Genomic DNA, 16,600 nt, shown 5'->3' on the forward strand with positions numbered 1-16,600 from the left:
AGGCTGTATGAAAGGAGGATCCTTACGGCTATGCCATCCAACTCAGAATATCAAACTGATGAGACTTTAGAACATGCCATTGCTCAAGTCAAGCACGGAGATAAAGAAGCATACACCCTTATCATCTATCGATTTCAAAAACAAATTTATTTATATTGTTACTATTTGTTGGGCAGCAAGGAAGAAGCAGAGGACGCTGTTCAGGACATTTTTATTAAAGGCTTTCAACGTATACACCTTTTCGAGCCACTGGTATCTTTTTCAGCCTGGATATATAAGATTGCCTACAATCATTGCTTGGATATTTTGAACCGCAGAAGCAGGCGCCGAAAAATACTGTCCCTGTTGAAACGCGATCAAATCAATGATCAAGAGCTTCCGTATGAAGATCTGATTTATCAATTGCTGGACAAGCTTTCTGCAGAAGAGCGGCATATTTTATTGTTAAGGGCCGTGGAAGAGTATAGCTTTGATGAAATTAGCGAGATTATGGATTTGAAGCCATCGACGATTCGAAAAAAATATGAGCGTTTGCGGAAAAAGTTGCTTCGATATCAAGTTAGTCCATCCACAGTGGAGGGAGGTCTTCATAAGCATGTCATCAAACCATCGTAACGGTGTAGATAGTGAACAGTTAGAGGCATGGATTCGCCAGACGCCAACAAACTCCGATTTTACGGGGCAAATTATGAACCGATTGGATACCGAGCCACTATTTGTTGAAGCTTCATGTAAAACACGTCGCAGTTCAGCAGTCCGTTCCATTGTCACATCGCTTGCTGCAGCAGCCGCTGCATTCGTCTTATTAATAGGGGGCTCCTTCCTGTCTCCCACGGTAGCCGAGTCCATGAGACAGGTGCCGGGCGTGAGCAGTCTTTTTCGCCTTGCGGGGGATTTAGGTCTGCAGGCAGCTGACGAAAAAGGACTTGTCACCTCATCTGGGAAGAGCGTGACCCATCATGGTCTGACACTTTCGATTCCAGTAGCAGTCTATGACGGAACAAGAGTGGCAGTTGGCATCGAGCGATCTAACCTATCAGGGTTGCAAGAGGGCAATAGCCGCAATACCTTAATGGAGTCTTTGAGCGAAATTCAACTTCTTATTGATGGAAAAAGGATTGGCGACTATGCATACAACCAGCACTCGACTGACATCATTATTTCTCTAGGGAAAAATGAAGACTCAGCTATCCTTATGTTTTCTGATATGCGAAACCAAGGAGGAAAATCCTTGCCCGACAAGTTCGATTTAACGGTAAAGCTTACCGTGTTAGGCATACAAGAGCCCTATCAAATAACGATCCCCATTTCCATGCAAACAAAAGATTCAATCGTTATGAAGCAAAACATTTCGAAATCTGGCAATCCATTCACCATCACATACAATACAGTAGAATTGACTCCGATTACGACGAGTCTTGCTGCAAGGCTGGAAATATCGAAAGACGATCCACTTACCGCCAACGATCTGCCGTTTGGATTTGAAATCTACGATGATAAAGGGCGCACAGTCAAATTACTAAACGGTTCAGGACTGCATGAGGACAACGGGAAAACGATCCTGTTCAATTTGCTTTATCAGCCGTACGAACCTATTCCTACGTCTATTACAATCAAACCTTATATAAGTCTTATCAACGAGAAAGATAAATCCCAATTCAAGCTTGGAGCAGACGGCAAAGCACTTGTCAAATATATCCCTGAACTTGAAGTTACAATTCCCGTTACAATTTCAAAATAGAAAAAGAGAGCCTCTTGGCTCTCTTCTTCCTTCCTTATTCCACCCATTTATTCAGATTTCGCGTTCTCATTCCAATAATGACTGTCTGGATAAATACGTTTGCCGAAAATTGCTGATCCGACCCGTACCAGCGTTGAGCCTTCCTCGATTGCCGTCTCGAAATCTCCTGACATCCCCATCGACATAACTTCCATGCTGACGTTCGGCAATGCAAGTTCTTGCGCTTCCTGACGGATTTTTTGCAGCAGCTTAAAGCATTTGCGCACCTTGTCTTGATCGTCAGTGAACAGCCCGATTGTCATGAGCCCCTTAATGCGGAGCGTGTCCAACTTGGCTACCTCCTGAATTAATGCGAGTGCATTCTCTGGGGCGGCACCGAACTTGCTGTCCTCATACGACGTATTCACTTGGATAAGGACATCCATCGTGCGGCCTTCCTTTTGCAGCCGCTCATGGAGTGCCGTTGCCAGCTTCATGCGGTCAACGGATTGAACGCATGTTGCGAATTTGAGCACATCCTTGACCTTGTTTGTTTGCAAATGGCCGATAAAGTGGAAGTCTAGCGACGGATTAGCCGAGGTAAGCGGCTCCCGCTTCTGCAGCCCTTCCTGCACTTTATTTTCCCCAATTAAGTTCTCCCCTGCATCTAATGCCATCTGAATTCGCTCAACCGGAACTGTCTTCGTAACGAGCATTAGCTTCACTTCTTCGGGGTTGCGCCCACTGCGCTTGCAAGCCTGCTCGATACGCTCACGGATCACACGTATGTTGTGTTCAATATCGTTTAGTTGCATTGTTATCACCACATTATTTTAAGATTTATGTCCATTCTAGCATACCTATTCGGGTAAGGCTGTCACCTTCTGCACAATATAACGCTGAATCCAAGCCTCCCCCTTCCATTTATTAGTTTCATCTTCTTGTGTTGATTTTATTTCCCTTATATATTAATATCGTAATATAACGATATATTGATATTTATATTTGCTGCATATCACTTATGAAACAAATAAACCATTCCGATTCACTTTCCTACAACTCAAAGGAGACATGATATGAATAATGACTATGAACGATTTAATGATACTGCCGAGCTGTTAAAAGCTCTGGCGCATCCTGTTCGCCTCTGTATCGTGAAGGGGCTGCTGGATAAAGGAAGCTGCAACGTATCTTTCATGCAGGACTGCCTAGGCTTGCCGCAATCCACGGTATCCCAACACCTGCAGAAGCTGCGCAGCATGGGCATTGTAATTGCGCATCGCAACGGCCTAGAAGTGAACTATCGGGTAGAGAACGAGAAGGTAAAACAGCTCGTTGAAGCATTTTTCGGGGAGGAGACATCATGAGCAAAAAGGTACTGATCGTTGGAGGAGTAGCCGGAGGGGCTTCTGCCGCAGCACGTCTGCGCAGACTTGATGAGAATGCACACATCGTCATGTTCGAAAGGGATGCTTATGTATCGTTCGCCAACTGCGGGCTTCCCTACTATATCGGAGATACCATTCAAGATCGCAACAAGCTGTTCGTGCAGACACCAGAAGCTATGCACCGTCGATTCAATATCGATGTGCGCGTGCACAGCGAAGTCATAGGCATTGATGCGCAAACGAAAAAGGTACGGGTACGCAGCAAAGAGAAAGGGGAATACGAGGAGTCATATGATTCACTGATTCTGTCCCCTGGTGCGAAGCCGGTACGTCCGTCTCTCCCTGGTATTGAGAGCGAACGCATTTTTACGCTTCGCAATATTCCGGACACGGATCGCGTGAAGAAGCGCGTCACAGAAGAAGGCGCACGCTCTGCTATCGTCATCGGCGGTGGATTCATCGGGGTGGAAATGGCCGAGAATTTGCGCGAAATTGGGCTGGATGTCACGTTGGTGGAGGCTGGACCAGCGATTCTTGCTCCATTTGACACAGAAATGGCAGGAATTCTGTCTAAGGAGATGGAGCAGCACGGTACATCTCTCATTGTAAATGACCGCGTTCAATCGTTCCGTGATACGAACGGCGGAATTGAAACGCAGCTAGCCAGCGGCAAAGTGCTCACAAGCGATATGGTCATTCTCGCAATCGGGGTAGCACCTGACACCGGCTTTATTCGAGACAGCGGCATTGAGCTGGGGCCACGAGGTCACATCATTGTGAATGATTATTTGCAGACTAATGTAATAGACGTTTATGCCGTAGGAGACGCGGTTGAGGTTGTCGATTTCGTCAATGGGACGAAGACTGCGATCCCGCTTGCGGGGCCAGCCAACAAACAAGGGCGCATCGCAGCAGACAATGTGAGCGGACTTGACACTGCCTATAAAGGCTCGCAAGGCACATCTATCCTGAAGGTGTTCGGATTAACGGGCGCTGCAACAGGGAATAACGAAAAAACATTGCAACGATTAGGTTTGCCGTACAAGGTAACTTATGTGCATCCAAATTCCCATGCCGGGTACTATCCAGGTGCCAAGCCAATGACAATCAAGCTGATCTTTAATGAGGAAGGCAACGTGCTCGGCAGCCAGATTGTCGGCTATGACGGCGTGGACAAACGGATGGACGTCATTGCTACGGTTATACGCTTAGGCGGCACCGTCACCGATCTTACTGAACTTGAATTGTCCTATGCACCACCGTATTCTTCCGCTAAAGATCCCGTGAACATGGCCGGGTATACTGCCGAGAATATATGGACAGGCGCTGTGGACGCGTTTACGCCTGCCGATCTGGAACAGCGCAATCCACAAGCTACGATGCTAGTTGACGTGCGTACGGATATGGAGCATCAGAACGGTCATATTCCTAACTCCCTGTCTATTCCTGTAGATGAACTAAGAAGCCGTCTGAATGAGCTCGATCGGGAGAAGGAAATCTGGGTCTACTGCCAAGTTGGTTTGCGCGGTTATACGGCATCACGCATTCTAAGTCAGCATGGCTTCAAGGTGAAAAACTTAACGGGTGGATATAAGACATACCAGCATGCACAATATACCCCCGGACAGGTTACGCCGCCTGCCAGGCCTGACCAAGACACGTCTGGGAATCCAGTAGAAGAAAGCAATGAACAGAAAGATACGCAGTACTCCTTCGATCGTACCCTGGATGCATGTGGATTATGCTGCCCGGGCCCGCTCATGCAAGTGAAGCAGCAGATGGATTTGCTGCAGGAAGGTCAAGTGCTGAAAGTAAATGCATCTGATCCCGGCTTCTATGAGGATATTCAAGCTTGGGCAGGCATGAGCAAGCAGGAGCTGCTGCATGTGCAGAAGCACACGGATGGGACGATTGAAGCCCATATACGCAAGCTGCCGCCTACCTCCCCCACGGAGGATCTGCAACAGCCAGACAATCGCAGTGTATCATCGGATCGCAGTACTATGGTCGTGTTCAGCGGCGATCTCGATAAAGCAATCGCCTCCTTCATTATTGCGAACGGAGCAGCTGCTTCGGGAAAAAAGGTGACCCTGTTCTTTACCTTCTGGGGTCTGAATATTTTGCGCAAGCCGGACAAAGTTCCTGTCAACAAGAGCTTCATTGGCAAAATGTTCGGAGCGATGATGCCGCGAGGGAGCAAGAAGCTGGGCTTGTCGAAGATGAACATGATGGGTATCGGACCGAAAATGATTCGCTCGGTGATGAACAATAACAATGTATCTTCACTAGAAGAGTTGATTGAATCTGCGATCCAGCAGGGCGTCGAAATCGTCGCCTGTCAGATGTCGATGGATGTCATGGGCATTGCCCATGAGGAGCTGATCGACGGCGTTACCATCGGCGGCGTAGGCTACTATTTAGGCAAGGCTGATCAATCAGGCATTAATTTGTTTATTTAAAAATAAATACACAACATCAAAAAGCCATAGAGTGTTGCCTTCGACAGGCGGACATTCTATGGCTTTCCTATTTATCTTGAATCGCATCTATTCAGTGGTCAAGTTCATTCCTGCATCGCATCGTATTCACTGCGCACTAAGCCAAAAATGAGTTCATCATGATACTTCCCCTTCGTAAAGACCATATCTCTCAGTCTTCCTTCCTGCTGGAACCCTATGCGCTCGTGCAGCGCAATTGATGCCTCGTTGTACGCATATACATGTGCAATCACCTTATGATAGCGCAGCTCTTCGAAATAGTAGCGAAGCAATACCTGGATCGCATCCGATGCATAGCCCTTACGCCAATGTTCTCGGAAGATCGATACGCCGTACTTGAACGTCCCATTCCGCTTATCTACGCCATGCGTGTTCATTCCGCCCACCATTTCACCCGCAATCGTCTCAATGGCAAACCGAAATTGATCACCTTCCAGCACTGCAGCTGCCCGCTGATCCGTCCATATTCGCTCCCCCTCAATATGTGATGTTCACTTATTCCCTCATACGAGGGGGGAGATCTTGAGCGCGGTTCAACCGTATTCTTCTCGACAACTACATCGTTCTCATTCCTTCCCTAGTCATGGATTATATCACGCCCTTGCGTTTTTGGTAAATTGATGCAACGTAAGGTCTTTGATATCTCATCCTTACAGTGGGATGTGAACAACATCGCTTATCTAAGGGAGCACCCATTACGGGAACCGCCTCTTCATGATCTTGTTTTTATACGTACTGCCTTGACAATCTTAGCCTCTCTCCAGCGAAAATTCCGGGTTGTCACCAAGATTTTGTTCCATTTTCTCGAATGGCTTTCCTTTTAAGTAATGGTTAAAAAAATCAAGCGAATATTCGTTAATGAGGCGATGTGCAGGGCGTAAATTTACCCCTTCTGCCTTTTCAAGTAGAGGCGATATTAGATAGAAGTCACAGAAAGCTAGGTGGTCCATATTTTTAATTTTCATCCAGTGGTTCCCGCCCGCTGCAACTCGCTTATATCGTTCAAATATGTCACCGAAGTACTTGTATAACGCTTTTCTCGCCGTGCCCTTAATAACTGCTATTTGATCTGCACCGGCAAGCGTCCTATCCGCACTCATCATCAACAACGGCTTCTTCACCCCGCCCTCCGGAATTCGGAGCTCGCCAAATAAGCCGCCGTCCAAATTAATTGCTGCCTTAATTCTAGCGTCTGACATTAACATTTGAACGCTGGTTGCTCCACCGAAGGAATGGCCGAACATACCTACGTTCTCCATATCCATTCTTCCTGTAAAACGGCGGTCTGGATCGCCCTGCGCCAGCTTATCCACTTGATTGAGCACAAATTTGGCATCCTCCACCCATAGCTTGTTGTATTCATCCAAGTGCTTGACTGACACATCCTGGGGAATAAAATTTGCAACACGGCCATCATCGAACACAGATGCAATGCTATCATACGTGTGATCGATACCTACAACGATATACCCATAACTGACCAATTGTTCGATCTGGAAGGTGTTATGGCTCTTGTGCCCACCCGTTCCGTGAGAAAACAAAAGTACTGGATAAGCAGCTTCTTTACCGGATATCTCAGCATTTTCGATCGCATGTGTCTTGACGAATTTCATGCTTGTAAAAAACATTTTAGGCATATCGAAAGTTTGGCTGTACGCATTTACGAACACATCTGGATTAGGTACATAAGGTGCAGTTTTCCCCTGTGCACTCGAACTAGCTGGATACCAAATTTGCACCATCAGTTCGCGCTTGTCGCCCTTTGCTGGGGTAAGTGTTTCTTCACGCCGCTCATCCTTCCAATCATACGTTACTGTCCCAATCTTATAAGGACCTGTAGGTTCTTCGAATGTGAACACCGGGAACAAGAGAGGCAGAAACACAGTAATAAGGGAATACAGCACTGCCAGGATAGCCACGAGAATTTGCTGAACTAAGGACTTCTCTTCCTTCGATCTGAACAGATATCGTGCTGCAAGGTTACAGATCGGCAGAAACGTTATCACATAGACCGGAACCATCTGCCAACGCAGTCCTTCGATAAGTCCATGCAGCAGCACGAATATGGCAGATGTGCAGAAACTAATGAATAGCATCTGCTTTGTCTTGTTCCTTGCAAATAGCAGCCAACCAAGCAACAACATATTAATAACGACTGACCACAGTTCAAACGATCTCATAAGAATTGAACCCTCCCCATTTATGGCTTACAGCGGTGAATTTCAACATTAGATCCGTCTGTAAGGAGACATTCTAAACTTATTAATTTATTCGTCATCCTTAACAAAATGAACTCTGCTCGGGCACTTAATGATACATAAATTTGAAATAATGGTGAATACTATTTAATTTTCTGTCATGTTTACCCTTCGAACTTTCCATATTCCCGAATTCAAAGAACTTCACTTTTTTGATACCTACATACTGAAACAAAGCCCTTTTCATCAACACTTTATGTACATTGCGATAAAAGAAAAATGGATACAGGGCAGGGCCCTTCATTGTAGATATACAAACAACCGATTTCCCTTTCAGCAGCCCTTCAGGCAGCAAGCCTCCATTGTCTCGATAGGCGAAGTCAGAAGCAAATAACCGATCAATGTAGCCAAGCAGCATCGCAGGCGGACGCAGCCACCAGATCGGATACACAAACACCAACTTATCCGCCCAACGTATCTGCTCACGATACTTCTCCAGGGTCGGATCGAGGTGCATATCTCTCCTCCGCTTCGTCTTGTGGAACACAAGTACTGGATCGAAGTCCTCTTCATATAAATCAAGAACCTGAATTTCTTCCACGTACTTATTCTCTTTGGATCCTTGTATGACTTGTTGTAAAAAGGCGTAGCTCAAACTGCTATGATTCGGATGCGTATATACGATTAACACCTTCATCTTCCCACCACCATTTAGTTATCATTTGATAATAAAAAGATAGCACCTCACTCATATAGTTGTCAAATGATAATTGTATATTGATAATTGATTTGTTATCCTGTTCAGGTAAGAGGTGATTTTTGTGGACAAGAAAGCTCTGTTTCATCAATTCGTGAGCTTTACAACCTCCGTGCATGAAGTTACGCATGAATTAACGAGGGACATTAAGCCAGAGGATATTACACCCGTTCAATATCGTATTTTGGAATATATCGCAGTCAGCCAACCTGTTACCTTAAGCCAAATTAGCGATTGCATGCACATGTCTATGCCCAATACGAGCCGAGAACTGAAGAAAATAACGGAAAAGCACCTATGTGAAAAACTAGAGTCCACGGATGATCGACGCAAGCAGATGATCCAACTCTCGGAAGCTGGACAAGCCATGATGGATGAGGCCTTTGGGCGGATTAGCGAGCGTTTCTTCGAGCGAATTAAGAATTCCTCAGAAGAAGACTTGAAGGACATACAGCGGGCATTAGAGATTCTCCAATCCCATGTGTTCGATGTAAAGAGGTAAGCCACAGCGCAGCTTTTGTGAAAAGGAGCAAATACAAACTTGGTTTCTAGTATAGAAAAAGACGAAGGAACACGCCCATGTAGTGTCTGCCTTCGTCTTTTCCTTTTCAATCACCTAAAATCGTATCCTTGTACATATTCACCTGCTCGATCATATGACCGATATTGCCTTCTCCTGCATACAAGGTCATGTCGAAGAAATCGTGGGTCAGATCCGACCAGTACAATTCATTCTCATCGCCATGAATCGCCACGTCATGTTTCAACTTGCCCACATAGACTTCCACATAACATTTTTGATAGTGGTACGTGAAGTCCATCAGGTGGTGCAGCGTGATATCCCCTTTGGAAATGCTCGTTTCTTCCGCCAGCTTTCGATAAGCACTTTCGATTCCTGCTTCGCCAGCCTCTATTTTACCGCCAACTAGATTACTTAGTCCTTTGTACGGTTCTTTTAATCGTTTGCACATCAATAATTTGTCGAGTTCTTTATTGTAAACCATGATGACATTATAGCCCTGCATCTCTTCATCTCCCGATTCACAATTAACAAAAAATGGATCTCGATAAGTATCGAGACCCTATTCAACATCATAGCAAACCGGTCATTATAAGTCTATATTTTTTGGGTTTTCGTGTAAAATTCTCCTCTGTAAGATGAACCCAATCATTCAGGAGGAAGTACATGATTCCAGAACGTCTATCTGCCTATACCAACAGAATCCCTTTGCTAACTGAAGTAACAGAGTGGGCACTCTTACGAAAGTGGGCGCTATCCGAAGTGTATCGCATCACTTTACGTACAGGTGAAACTCGCATATTGAAATGGGGCGGCAAAGAAATGGCTCAAGAAGCCGCCAATTACCGTCGCCTCGTGAAACCTTTGCACATATCAGCCCCTCGCATTTTTGAATATTATGAATCGGAACGTAGTGCGGTCATGATTATGGAGGATGCCGGGCAGTACAATTTGGAGCAGCTTCCCAGCTCAGCGCTCTTTCTGGAAGCTGCAAGAACGTTAGCTAGAATCCGAAATACAGCTGCAATGCATATCAAGCAGAATATTCCGAGCAGTCTCATTCATCAATGCACCGAGACAGCTGCCGATTTCCTGGCGCTTGCGAAGGATCTCCTTCACTCGCCTCGTCTAGCTGGCCATCCTGCCCTCGGCAAACTGCAGGACATATTGCCGCAACAGCTGGAAAGACTGTATCGCACTCAGCCCCTTACACTCGTGCACCATGATTATCATGCGAAGAACTTGCTCATTCAGGGGACACAGATTATGCCGATTGACTGGTCGATTTCGTATCTAAGTCCCCATTTAGGCGACTTGCATTGTCTAATTGATGAAGCTCGAGAATATAGTCATGTCCCTAGGGAAGAGATATTGTCCGCCTTCCATAGCGCAATGGAGCAGAATTGTTCGATGGATCAGCTTGAATGGCAAGTGAACGTCGGCGGGGTATGCTGGCTTGTAAAAACGCTGAAATGGCTTGTCTATGGCGGAACCGATACAATCCCAGGTTCAGATGCGTGGATTCCGGATTTGATGGATGAGCTAGAACTGCTCATGAATAGAATAGAGCAGCCTCCTGGGCGCTTAGTCTAAAACATATAGCCTGAAACCTGTGTCTCAGGCTATACTGTACTCAATCATATGGAATAAACGCAATCTATGGATATGAAGGGGGAACCAACATGAAAATCGGCATGATCGGTATCGGTGATATCGCACGCAAAGCATACTTGCCTGTACTAGGAACTCGATCGGATATTGAACTGTCCATTGCCAGCCGCAATCAAGAAGTGGTCGATGAAGTTGGTCGGCAATATCGTATTCGCAACCGATTCTCTACCGTGCAGGAATTGATCTCTTCTAACATCGATGCCGCTTTCGTACATACTTCAACGGAATCGCATGTAGATATGTTGCGTCAGCTTATCACTGCAGGAATTCATGTATTCGTAGACAAGCCCATCGCCTATACATTGCATGAATCGGAAGAAATCGTTTCTTTGGCTCAACAGCATAACGTGCAGCTCATGGTCGGATTTAACCGTCGGTTCATGCCGATGTACAAATGCGCAAAAGATACCATTTCGGCAATTGAAACTGCCTTCATGCAAAAGAATCGAACCGGCCCCCTGTCGCCAATCCGGCAGACGGTTTTTTGATGATTTCATCCACGTGGTAGACACGCTGCTGTATTATGTAGGCGAACCAGAGACAATCATGGTTAACGGCAAGGTCGAAAATGGCTTATTGCATTACTTAGTCCTTAACTTGATGGGCAAGAAGACAACCGGGCTCGCAATGATGAACCGACAAACGGGAATAACGGAAGAACGACTGGAAGTCATGGGATGTCAGCAGAAAATCGTCGTCCATAATTGCGTTCATACGACAACGTATGTAAACAACACCGAACAGCAGTCCACATTCGGGGATTGGGCTCCCGTTCTCTATCGCCGCGGGTTTGTTGATATGATCGATCATTTCATCAGCTGTGTGAAGAGTGGAGACGAGTTGCTATCCAGCGGAGCGAAGTCACTGCTGACTCATCGCATCTGTGAAGATATCACGCAACAGTTAGAGATATTATGATTCGCCTTTGTACCTGTATCATCGACTGCCGCATGGGCTTATATATTGAGTGACAACAGGGAACCCGTTGGCCCCTTAGGTTAAAGACATACTATACGAAGCAGTAGCAAATCTGTATTGAGCCATTTCACATCCACCTTACTCGTGTGTAGTCTCGACAACTACATGTTATGTAAGAGATATGAACATGGCTCTTTCCGCTGCCTACCGCAACTTAAAGACCACCCCATTTTCAATCCAATAATGGAAATAATACCCATCTATGAACCTGATGTTGAAAAGAATTTATCTGAACTGCTATGAAAATGGACCCCAAAGGTAAATGTGGTAGGAAATGGCTTCATTTCAATCGCCGACTATAATATATTATCTTATGACTGCCGATAGACGATGTAGATATTGAACAATTTATCCTCCATGGCAGCTCCATCTCTCGTGAACGAAAATCGGGGAAATCGAAAGATGGCATACCTTTGTATGCGGAACTAGGGTAGCAGAATGGCTTTTAAAAAAGAAAAGATATGAAATGGGGTCATGAGAAGTGAATGCTGTCAAAGTAATCGTCGCCCTGGTCGCAAGTATTGTGGCTGGAGGCGCTTATGCCTGGGTAACTAACCAATGGTCAGATCTTGTCCCGGTATACCCGTTAATTTTAGCTGGATTGCTGTATCTGCTTATACTATGGGTATCCAAAAAGAAAAGCACCGTGATCTCGCTCGGTGTCCTGCTCGGCATTGTAGCCATTGCTGCTAATCTGTTCACCGGAATGGAGTTAATGAAAAAAGATCTCCAGGCCGATCTGACAAAGACGGGCATCCTCACTGGTAGCGATGCGGAGATTAAAAGTGCAGTGAATGAATTTCTGGATAAATACTTGATGGAAATGACCGGATACAAAGGCATTGTCGGGTACACGATCAACCTGACGAGTGGCGAGATTACGACCAAGACTGGAAGAACTGTCGGCGATGATGAGTCGTCCCCAGCCGGAGTAGTCTTCCAAGTCGCTAAGTTCGGGATCATACTGCTAGGGCCGGCCATTATGGGTTGGAGAAGAAAAGAAGAAAAGCAAGAAGAGGTTGCCGACGCTACGGTATCCAACAACGCCTAATCGATCCAGCAGCCCTATTGACCAGAGCGTCTATCCAATATAACGCTCTGGCCGATTCCCCTACACCTGAATAAGGTGCGAGACGGCCTTACACATGAGGCGAGATTTGTCATGTCTATCATAGCGAGCTGCCCTCGGCAGCGCGGCAGCAATACGTTTAGCGGTGGAGCTATATACTTCACCGCTGCTTCGTATGCCGGTTACACCCATCTTTCCCGAAATGTAATTTTGACTTACTTCGTCGTCATCATACTATTCACTCGCTCCAAAATATCAAATAACGCCTCGTTGAACTTCTCCCTTTGTTCAAGCATGACAATATGCCCCGCTTCTGGGATGGAGTAAAATTGCTTGAGCGGCGCCTTGATAGTTGAAAAGAATTCCCGTGCCAGCGGATAGGGAGTCTGCCAGTCCCGCTCGCCATGTATATAAAAAACAGGGACTTCGAATGCAGCACCCATCGACGCCAAATCGAACGACTCCATTAGATACTTCCAAATATGACGTTGTCCATCTCCAAATGCCCCAGAGATAAAGAAATAGCGCATATCCTTCAATGTATAAAATGGTGAACATAACGCATTGCCGATTAGTTCCATTGTTGGACCGGCCGCTAAATTATATTTGCTTTGAAATTTGCGAACCTTTTTAAGCTTCCTGATCATTTCGCCATCAAATGTGATTGGAGGGTAAGGCTTCAGACGAAGTAGAGCTCGAAGATCACTTTCGTTGCCCGCTTCTTTCGCCGACTCCAGTACTTTTTCGTAACCGACACGTTCATTATCAAACATATTGATAACCTGCCCGACACCGATATAAGCCTGTACAAGCTCAGGGCATTTTTTAGTGAATAGGCTGCCCAGCACCGATCCCCATGAATGTCCCAAAATGATAATCTTTTCTTTGCGGTACTTATTCTTTAAATACTGTACAATTTCATAAGTGTCCTGAACGATACGGTCAACTGTGGTTGTTGGCGTGACTTGTTTCGGATCATTGTTAAAATAGGTTTTGCCACAGTTCCTTTGATCCCAGTGCACAACCGTAACGTGCTTCTCCCATGGGATCTGAAACTCTTGGGCAAACGGCAGTATCGGCTCCCCCGGTCCACCGTGCAAAAATAACATCACAGGATTGTCAACGTCCTCGCCCCGGTGATGCAAATATTGCGAAATTCCGCCGATCGTTACGAACTCCCTACAATCAATGCCATTGCTCGTGGGAGCAATCCGAATTTGATTGGCCTTCTTCTTTTTCTTGTACTGGACAAGCAGAACCAAGCAAGCCGTTCCTAACATGATAAGCAGTCCGCCTAAAATAACGCTCAATAATATGATCATAGCTGCCTCCGATAATCGATATGACCTTGCCTCTGCTCGAAACCATTGTGGACAATCCCATATGACGGTCTACAGTCTTTTCGAATTCTCTCATTACCTGGCTTCCCCGGCCATGTAATCAGCAATAGAATGCACGAGTATATCTAGGGCCTTCTCTTTACCCCGCTCACCAAAAGTTATATCTGCCGAACCGACATAATGGAGTGCATTCATTAAATAAGCTAGCACATCCATCTCGCATTCTGATTCATCAATGCCGCAAAGCGATAGTGTCCTGCTAAAATAGTCGTTTGATTTCAAGGCCTCCCAGCCGGACACCTCATCCGGAAGCTTGCGAAGCAGATACTCAAAATCCGATGGAGACACGTAGTGAACAATACTATCCGATGCCAGATAAATCTCCTTCAATGCCTTTACGATCTTCTCTTTCACATTTATTTTTTCAGATAGAATGGACTCTACTCTCTCAAACATTCGACTCTCGTTCTGTTTGACAATTGCATAAAGGAGTTCTTCTTTGGAATGGTAGTAGGAATAAAAGGATCCTTTACCGATGTTGGTCGCTGTGGTGATGTCCTCCACCGTCACCCGCTTTATCCCCTTTTTGCGAATCAGCTCGATCCCTTTTGTATACATCGCTTCCCTTACCATTTGTTTTTCATGCTCGGTGACAATCTTAGGCATAATCCCCCTCCTTTTTAATGACTATAAATTTATTATTCGGTCAATAAAATATTAAACCACTTCCCTAAATATTACAATGTATTTAGTAACTTCTTTTATAGTCTTTAAAATCCCGCGCTTAACCTCAATTCGTAAAAAATACAGACCAATTACTTTTCCCAATATTTCCATGATATATTTGGTGGAAACGGTCTACATGGGAATGTGTAGTCTCAATATAAGTGGGGATTGGCATGGATCAAGATAAGCAGGGGATCGATATTCATACAATCATAATCGAGGCCAAAAATGGCAATTTTGATGCCTTTCGCCAGATCGTGCTTCAATATTCTAACGCTATGTTATCCGTTGCCTTCAGCATCATTGGGGACTTTCATGAAGCGCAGGATGCAACGCAAGAGGCTTTTATGAAATGCTATCGTCGACTACATACCCTAGATGATCCTTCAAAATTGAGCAGTTGGTTATATGCCATCGTTTATCGAACAAGTCTCGATTTCGTAAAAAGAAAAACAAATCTTGCCTTACGAAGATGCGATTTCCCCCTCTATTAATAATGTTGATACATGGTTAGATCAGCATATGACGCAAGAATCGATTTGGAATGCCATGCAAAATTTAGAGCAAACAAGTAAAATGGCCATCATGCTGCACTACTTAAGCGAATGGACAATGAAGGAAATTGGTCAGTTCCTGAATATTTCCTTGTCCGCCGTAGAAAGCCGTATTCGGCGGGCCAGAGCAACGCTAAGGCGTCAGCTCACCGGCGAATTTGAGTTTTATTTCCGAATGCAGCGCCTAGATCGGGGATTCGAACAGAAAGTCTCGGAACGAATATTAAGAAGCGCAGGTCATTTCTACATTCCCGTACTTCATCGAGAGCGGGTATTAGATTGGTTCGTCCAGCATTTTCAACTGGGAATCAGCAGACACGGCAATCTATTAGTAGAGTCTGGACATGAATTGTATTTACTGGAATGCCATACCCATCTACCAAGTGATTTTCCCTTATTGGCCTTCGAGGTATCCGATATAGAGGGACTATGGCATAAGCTGCAACATGACGAAGTCAAGTTGCAGTCGATCAATACGAACCCTTTTATCGGCAAACACTTCATTTTTTATGACCCTGACGGCAACTCGTATCATGCGGTTGAACATAGGCGAAGAAATAGAGCTTGAGTACGACGGCTTTGACAAAGTCGGATCGTCTATATATAGAAATGCGAATTATGAGGAGAGGTGGGGCTTTTATGGGCGAAAAAGAAGCAACCAAAACTGAGGAGCAACAGACAACACAAACACCGATGTTAAAGAGAGTCTCTCACAACTACTTACCCGTATCTAACGTGGAACTTGCCTCCAAGTGGTACAAAGAGACATTAGGTCTTACAGTAAGGCCCCGTGGGCCTGCTGAAGGAGCCATCCTTGTGCTCGGTAACGGGCAATGGTTGTTCCTGCTGGAAACGAAAGAGACGAGAACAGCAAACTTCATGACGGATCAATGGGAAGGCGACCAATATGAAATGTTCTCTCTGACATTTGAGGTTGAGAATATCGTAGAGGTCCATAAACGACTTCGCGAAAGCGGCGTCTACGTCGAACCGATAAGTGACCAAGGAAGTTGTGGTTTGCAATTCAAATTCAAAGATCTGGACGGAAACAAATTCAATGTTTGGCAGGACGCAAAATAAACTGTCCACTCATAAGGAAACTTATTAATTCTTGTATCGTCAATAAAGGCCGAATCCCCTTTGTGTGGAGTTTCGGCCTTTTCGCTTTATTCAACGTGGTC

General features: G+C 45.4%; 19 protein-coding genes. 12 read left to right on the plus strand and 7 right to left on the minus strand.

The window, feature by feature from the left end:
- The first annotated feature begins 30 nt into the window (after positions 1-30).
- Positions 31-615, plus strand: coding sequence for an RNA polymerase sigma factor (locus AZ66_RS00220; protein WP_044353110.1), 585 nt, complete (start codon positions 31-33; stop codon positions 613-615).
- On the plus strand, positions 596-1,741 hold the full coding sequence (locus AZ66_RS00225) for a DUF4179 domain-containing protein (RefSeq protein WP_052648324.1): 1,146 nt from the start codon (positions 596-598) through the stop codon (positions 1,739-1,741). The genes AZ66_RS00220 and AZ66_RS00225 overlap by 20 nt, the downstream gene beginning before the upstream one ends.
- 47 nt (positions 1,742-1,788) lie before the next feature.
- Here AZ66_RS00225 and AZ66_RS00230 read toward each other — a convergent pair whose 3' ends face one another.
- Positions 1,789-2,535 (minus strand): YggS family pyridoxal phosphate-dependent enzyme, encoded by a 747-nt coding sequence (locus AZ66_RS00230; protein ID WP_044353111.1) that lies wholly within the window; start codon positions 2,533-2,535, stop codon positions 1,789-1,791.
- Between the two features lie 261 nt (positions 2,536-2,796).
- On the opposite strand from AZ66_RS00230, the gene AZ66_RS00235 reads away from it, so the two are divergent.
- Together AZ66_RS00235 and AZ66_RS00240 are read left to right on the plus strand one after the other, a co-directional pair.
- On the plus strand, positions 2,797-3,087 hold the full coding sequence (locus AZ66_RS00235) for an ArsR/SmtB family transcription factor (RefSeq protein ID WP_021259767.1): 291 nt from the start codon (positions 2,797-2,799) through the stop codon (positions 3,085-3,087).
- A complete protein-coding gene (locus tag AZ66_RS00240; protein WP_044353112.1) occupies positions 3,084-5,567 on the plus strand; it encodes a DsrE/DsrF/DrsH-like family protein in 2,484 nt (827 codons plus the stop codon). Before AZ66_RS00235 ends, AZ66_RS00240 begins: the two co-directional genes overlap by 4 nt.
- A gap of 104 nt (positions 5,568-5,671) precedes the next feature.
- Here AZ66_RS00240 and AZ66_RS00245 read toward each other — a convergent pair whose 3' ends face one another.
- The 3 genes from AZ66_RS00245 to AZ66_RS00255 all read right to left on the minus strand — a co-directional run bounded on the left by AZ66_RS00245 (position 5,672) and on the right by AZ66_RS00255 (position 8,501).
- Positions 5,672-6,088, minus strand: a complete 417-nt coding sequence (locus AZ66_RS00245; protein ID WP_082061383.1) for a GNAT family N-acetyltransferase — start codon at positions 6,086-6,088, stop codon at positions 5,672-5,674.
- 267 nt (positions 6,089-6,355) lie between these two features.
- On the minus strand, positions 6,356-7,786 hold the full coding sequence (locus tag AZ66_RS00250) for an alpha/beta hydrolase family protein (RefSeq protein WP_044353113.1): 1,431 nt from the start codon (positions 7,784-7,786) through the stop codon (positions 6,356-6,358).
- Between the two features lie 127 nt (positions 7,787-7,913).
- Complete coding sequence (locus AZ66_RS00255; RefSeq protein WP_044353114.1) at positions 7,914-8,501, minus strand: NAD(P)H-dependent oxidoreductase; 588 nt, start codon at positions 8,499-8,501, stop codon at positions 7,914-7,916.
- Between the two features lie 124 nt (positions 8,502-8,625).
- Here AZ66_RS00255 and AZ66_RS00260 point away from each other — a divergent pair, with 124 nt between their 5' ends.
- Positions 8,626-9,063, plus strand: coding sequence for a MarR family winged helix-turn-helix transcriptional regulator (locus AZ66_RS00260; protein WP_044353115.1), 438 nt, complete (start codon positions 8,626-8,628; stop codon positions 9,061-9,063).
- A gap of 106 nt (positions 9,064-9,169) precedes the next feature.
- Here AZ66_RS00260 and AZ66_RS00265 read toward each other — a convergent pair whose 3' ends face one another.
- A complete protein-coding gene (locus AZ66_RS00265) occupies positions 9,170-9,586 on the minus strand; it encodes an NUDIX hydrolase (protein ID WP_044353116.1) in 417 nt (138 codons plus the stop codon).
- A 161-nt stretch (positions 9,587-9,747) separates the two neighbouring features.
- Between AZ66_RS00265 and AZ66_RS00270 the strand changes: the two genes are divergently transcribed.
- The 4 genes from AZ66_RS00270 (at position 9,748) to AZ66_RS00280 (ending at position 12,781) form a co-directional block, all read left to right on the plus strand.
- Positions 9,748-10,674 (plus strand): phosphotransferase family protein, encoded by a 927-nt coding sequence (locus AZ66_RS00270; RefSeq protein WP_021259773.1) that lies wholly within the window; start codon positions 9,748-9,750, stop codon positions 10,672-10,674.
- Between the two features lie 89 nt (positions 10,675-10,763).
- Entirely contained in the window at positions 10,764-11,240 is a 477-nt protein-coding gene (locus AZ66_RS29555; RefSeq protein ID WP_052648325.1) for a Gfo/Idh/MocA family protein, read from the plus strand.
- Between the two features lie 13 nt (positions 11,241-11,253).
- Positions 11,254-11,670, plus strand: coding sequence for a hypothetical protein (locus tag AZ66_RS29560; protein ID WP_052648326.1), 417 nt, complete (start codon positions 11,254-11,256; stop codon positions 11,668-11,670).
- A gap of 541 nt (positions 11,671-12,211) precedes the next feature.
- On the plus strand, positions 12,212-12,781 hold the full coding sequence (locus tag AZ66_RS00280; protein ID WP_044353117.1) for a hypothetical protein: 570 nt from the start codon (positions 12,212-12,214) through the stop codon (positions 12,779-12,781).
- 233 nt (positions 12,782-13,014) lie between these two features.
- Here AZ66_RS00280 and AZ66_RS00285 read toward each other — a convergent pair whose 3' ends face one another.
- Positions 13,015-14,121 carry an alpha/beta fold hydrolase gene (locus AZ66_RS00285; protein WP_052648327.1) on the minus strand — a complete coding sequence of 369 codons (1,107 nt, stop codon included), beginning with the start codon at positions 14,119-14,121 and terminating at the stop codon, positions 13,015-13,017.
- Positions 14,122-14,214: 93 nt separating this feature from the next.
- Positions 14,215-14,805, minus strand: coding sequence for a TetR/AcrR family transcriptional regulator (locus AZ66_RS00290; RefSeq protein ID WP_044353118.1), 591 nt, complete (start codon positions 14,803-14,805; stop codon positions 14,215-14,217).
- Positions 14,806-15,038: 233 nt separating this feature from the next.
- Between AZ66_RS00290 and AZ66_RS32290 the strand changes: the two genes are divergently transcribed.
- The 3 genes from AZ66_RS32290 to AZ66_RS00300 all read left to right on the plus strand — a co-directional run bounded on the left by AZ66_RS32290 (position 15,039) and on the right by AZ66_RS00300 (position 16,499).
- Positions 15,039-15,359 (plus strand): RNA polymerase sigma factor, encoded by a 321-nt coding sequence (locus tag AZ66_RS32290; protein WP_231586674.1) that lies wholly within the window; start codon positions 15,039-15,041, stop codon positions 15,357-15,359.
- 28 nt (positions 15,360-15,387) lie between these two features.
- On the plus strand, positions 15,388-15,987 hold the full coding sequence (locus AZ66_RS32295; RefSeq protein WP_231586675.1) for a sigma factor-like helix-turn-helix DNA-binding protein: 600 nt from the start codon (positions 15,388-15,390) through the stop codon (positions 15,985-15,987).
- A 71-nt stretch (positions 15,988-16,058) separates the two neighbouring features.
- The gene (locus AZ66_RS00300; RefSeq protein ID WP_021259778.1) at positions 16,059-16,499 is read left to right on the plus strand and encodes a VOC family protein; all 441 of its coding nucleotides are present in this window, start codon (positions 16,059-16,061) and stop codon (positions 16,497-16,499) included.
- Positions 16,500-16,600: the final 101 nt, after the last annotated feature.

Source organism: Paenibacillus sp. E194 (genome assembly GCF_000935845.1).
GTDB classification, from domain to species: domain Bacteria; phylum Bacillota; class Bacilli; order Paenibacillales; family Paenibacillaceae; genus Paenibacillus_B; species Paenibacillus_B alvei_B.